Source organism: uncultured Gimesia sp. (genome assembly GCF_937919775.1).
In the GTDB taxonomy this organism is placed as follows: Bacteria; Planctomycetota; Planctomycetia; order Planctomycetales; family Planctomycetaceae; genus Gimesia.
Window position 1 is genome coordinate 1 of the sequence record NZ_CALFPF010000648.1, and the last position, 3,451, is coordinate 3,451.

At 47.8% G+C, this 3,451-nt stretch carries 4 protein-coding genes; 2 read left to right on the plus strand and 2 right to left on the minus strand.

Annotation, left to right across the window (positions count from 1 at the left end; all coding sequences use genetic code 11):
* The first annotated feature begins 585 nt into the window (after positions 1–585).
* Entirely contained in the window at positions 586–1,149 is a 564-nt protein-coding gene (locus tag Q0294_RS18510) for a DUF308 domain-containing protein (protein ID WP_299468416.1), read from the plus strand.
* A gap of 40 nt (positions 1,150–1,189) precedes the next feature.
* On the opposite strand, the gene Q0294_RS18515 is transcribed toward Q0294_RS18510, so the two are convergent.
* Together Q0294_RS18515 and Q0294_RS18520 are read right to left on the minus strand one after the other, a co-directional pair.
* A complete protein-coding gene (locus tag Q0294_RS18515) occupies positions 1,190–2,395 on the minus strand; it encodes a hypothetical protein (protein ID WP_299468418.1) in 1,206 nt (401 codons plus the stop codon).
* A gap of 331 nt (positions 2,396–2,726) precedes the next feature.
* Complete coding sequence (locus tag Q0294_RS18520; RefSeq protein WP_299468420.1) at positions 2,727–3,029, minus strand: hypothetical protein; 303 nt, start codon at positions 3,027–3,029, stop codon at positions 2,727–2,729.
* 178 nt (positions 3,030–3,207) lie between these two features.
* Here Q0294_RS18520 and Q0294_RS18525 point away from each other — a divergent pair, with 178 nt between their 5' ends.
* Positions 3,208–3,387 carry a hypothetical protein gene (locus tag Q0294_RS18525; protein ID WP_299468422.1) on the plus strand — a complete coding sequence of 60 codons (180 nt, stop codon included), beginning with the start codon at positions 3,208–3,210 and terminating at the stop codon, positions 3,385–3,387.
* The last annotated feature ends 64 nt before the right edge of the window (positions 3,388–3,451 follow it).

Consider the following 3,451-nt stretch of genomic DNA (forward strand, 5'->3'; position numbering starts at 1 on the left):
TTGAACACCGGATTCTCCTGGTAAAAAATGAAAAATACTGCAACAGAAGCCCCATGTACAAAGAGCGATTCGTTCGGAAATCAAGACTTGATAGAAAACGCGGCCTTGCTTCCGAAACGACATGGGAATTAAATAACAACATTTAATAAGCAAGTGGTGTGCCAATTATGAGAGTCGAGTAGTCCATTACGTCCATGTTTTGTGAAATCTGACTTCGAAAAGTAACTGATCATTTTTTCTGAAGCAGGTTGATTCGAGCAACCGAGAATGTATTGTGAAGAGAGAGTTGGTGTGAGATCGAACATTCCTGCAAATGTTATAGGCAGAAAAAAATAACAGCGGTTCATAACTGAGATTGTGGCTCGCAAATATCAGTATGTGTATTTTGTGCACTCGGTTTATCTGGACCTGTTTAATGTGAGTGACAGTTGTTAATCTGCTTTTCGATACTCTTTCTGACAAACGAAATTCTTTCGAGGCAATGGACAACCCCTGGCTTCACAAAGGCACCATACGTTGCAACGAATGATATGGACTGCCTGACTTCACATACTTTTTTACCTCTTCATGAAGCGAGATAAATTGATGACTGATGCTCCCCTGCCTTCCCCGAAAGACTTTAAATTAACCGGAATCATCCTGTGCGTGATTGGAGTCATTTCGCTGATCACACCGTTTGTCGCGGGGACCGCGGTTGTGTTTGTCATCGGCTTTCTGTTACTCCTGGGAGGCATTCTGTATGTGCTTCAAGGATCGCAGGTGCATGATGTGCCGGGAAAAACGCAGCACATTTTATTAGGGGCGCTGATGATGCTCGGAGGAATCGGCGTGATCAGTCATCCGATTTTCGGTTTGGAATTTCTGACGATGTTGATGGCGATGTTTTTCATCTTCGAGGGAGCCTGGAAAATTGCCATGGCCTTCGGAGTTCAGCCGAATAGTGGACGCAACAGTATTCTTTTCAGCGGCGTGATTTCTCTGCTGCTGGGCGGTCTGATCTGGAGTCAGTGGCCTCTCTCCGGCTTGTGGGCCGTGGGCACACTGGTGGGAGTCGACTTTCTGCTGACCGGGTTTTTTCTGATGAATATCGGTAGCGGCTTCACTTCCGGCGGACCGGGATCAACAGATACGACCACGCCGAAAGCCTAAGCTGTTTCTTGACGATTCGACTGCAGTCTCCTGCTCACAATTATTGAGGGGCAGGAGGCGTTGCTGTTTTGGCAGGAGCAGGAGGCAGAACTGGTTTCAGAACTTTGACCTCGGTTTTAGTACTGTTCGCGGCAGCAAACTTTTTGCCACCCAGTTGTGCAGAACGATCGGGAGACATGCGGTCGCGATATATGACCAGGCCATCAATGGCATGGTACAGAGCTGAATAATCAACCTGCTCGTCCTTGTTTTCGATCAGATCGTTGGCCAGTAACGAGATCGCTTTACGAACCCAGTCTTCGTTCAGACGATCATCGGGCAATGCCATCATTAAAAATTCCAGGGTATGGCCTGTCGTTTCCAGGCGTTCCTGGAAATTCTCACTGGCACTTTTCTGGAAGAAATAATCGTAAGAAAAAGAACCGTCAAAGTTCTGCATCGCGCGGGCTTCTTCGATGTGACGCTGGATTTTCTGATCGGCTTCCAGCCAGTAACCTCGCAGCCGCTGTCCTGAATTGCGGTACGTATTTCTGGCGTAGGCCAGAGCGAATAATGCATGTGTTCCCCCGCAGGCGGAGTCGTTGGAGAGCGTCTGGTTTTGCATGTAGACCAGGTCTTCCATATTCCACTCTTCCCCTTTTTTGTCCTGCCAGGCGGCATCGGGACCCAAGTAATGCACGAGCCCCCAGAGAGACCAGGTTACTTCCTCGTTCTCCTGGATTTCCTTTTGGGCGTTGTGGACGATGTCGGCGACGGTAATCGGGCCGTCGGGTGTCTGGAACTTGTGATCCAGTGGGACATCAGCCATTGCCAGAATGGCCAGCGACTGATTTTTATGCCCTTCGAAGGCATTCGACTTGGTATAAGGATGCGCCTGGCCGCCAAATTCCGTTTTCTGGAACCAGGGTTCTTTGTCGAAGTAAATACCCGATGAGATCCATTCCAGCGCGTTGACGTCTTTGCCCTCTTTCCTGATCTCATAGTCTTTCCGGAATGCCAGCATGCCATGATAAATCTCCCAGGGAGAGTGCTTGTCTGACTCCAGATGGTATTGCTTCCGTGCAAGTTCGATGGCCTGCTCAACTTTTTTGAGTAGTTCTTCGGGAGATTCCAACTCGCGTGTGTCGATTGAGGTTGTTGTCGAGTCGGCGTTTGATTCCGCCTGGGGCGCATTGCTGCAGCCAGCGAGAAAGCTGATGCAGGATACGAGGAAGATCAAGCACGTCAGACGACAATAAAGGCCCATGATATAGTGAACTCCGGGTTGATAACGATAATTATGGGATTATTTCTTGGCAGGAGCCGCATTCAGGCTGATTGCAGGAATCAGAGAACTGAAATCACTGTACCAAGGACTTGGAGTGAAGTAAATCGTGTAATCGCTATAAATTGCCCAGATTATTGTTCGTTTAACAGGATCTTTTGTAGGTGAGTCATGGGAAAAACGGCTCAGTTTCGCATATCAGCTGTCAAACCTGGTAGTCCTCTGGGGCGTGGATGTCCCGGACTGTGTGTCTCCGCCGGCGACTTGATTAGCAGCTCTATGATTCCTGACTGATGAAAGAGAGACACAAACGCTAATAGCCGCATTTCTCCAGGACCAGTGAATCATCCAGGTAGACATTGTAGCGATGTGGTTGTAACCCTCCAAAAAAGACAGGCCGGATTTGTTCGACGACCAGTTTGGCAGGCTCGGGGATCTCGATCAAAAAATCCCAGCGTTTTGTGAATTCAAAATCGAAATGAGTGGAGAACGAATAAGGATCCTTTAAAGTCTTTTCATTTCCATCGATGATGATTGTGGTCCTGCCGGTAAACCAGTTCCGTTTAAATTCGATAGACAAATTTTGTTCGCGACCAATATCAATCGAAAATTGCATCGAAGGTTTTCCTGCAAAGAACCAACAGCAGGCACGCGGCGAACCTTGCTTTCACAGCCATGCCAGTATTGCAATGAGGGCTAAACCATTGCCGATAATCACTGTCCAGAAGCCTGTATTATAGATGATCTTCTAGATTCGATTAAAGGGGCATTTCAGTTTACTGCTGATTTGAAAGATGAGTGACCGTCCCAATACAAAACGCCTGCATCCCAACTTAGAGGATGCAGGCGTTTTTGTTTGTCTCGATGTGCCATCAAGTGACACGAGTAGCGGTGGAGGGATTCGAACCCCCGACACGCGGATTATGATTCCGCAGTACGATGATCGTAAGGTTATTGTTGATCAATGGTTGTAAAGCTTGTTGTGAAGTTCCCCAGAAATAGTGGGCGCTGGGTTTAGGTTATACTGCTTGCTCAAAC

Excerpts from the sequence above, each read along its gene's own strand:
- Q0294_RS18510 (WP_299468416.1), top strand. The coding sequence starts at position 586 with ATGACTGATGCTCCCCTGCCTTCCCCGAAAGACTTTAAATTAACCGGA.
- Q0294_RS18515 (WP_299468418.1), bottom strand. The coding sequence starts at position 2,395 with ATGGGCCTTTATTGTCGTCTGACGTGCTTGATCTTCCTCGTATCCTGC.
- Q0294_RS18520 (WP_299468420.1), bottom strand. The coding sequence starts at position 3,029 with ATGCAATTTTCGATTGATATTGGTCGCGAACAAAATTTGTCTATCGAA.
- Q0294_RS18525 (WP_299468422.1), top strand. The coding sequence starts at position 3,208 with ATGAGTGACCGTCCCAATACAAAACGCCTGCATCCCAACTTAGAGGAT.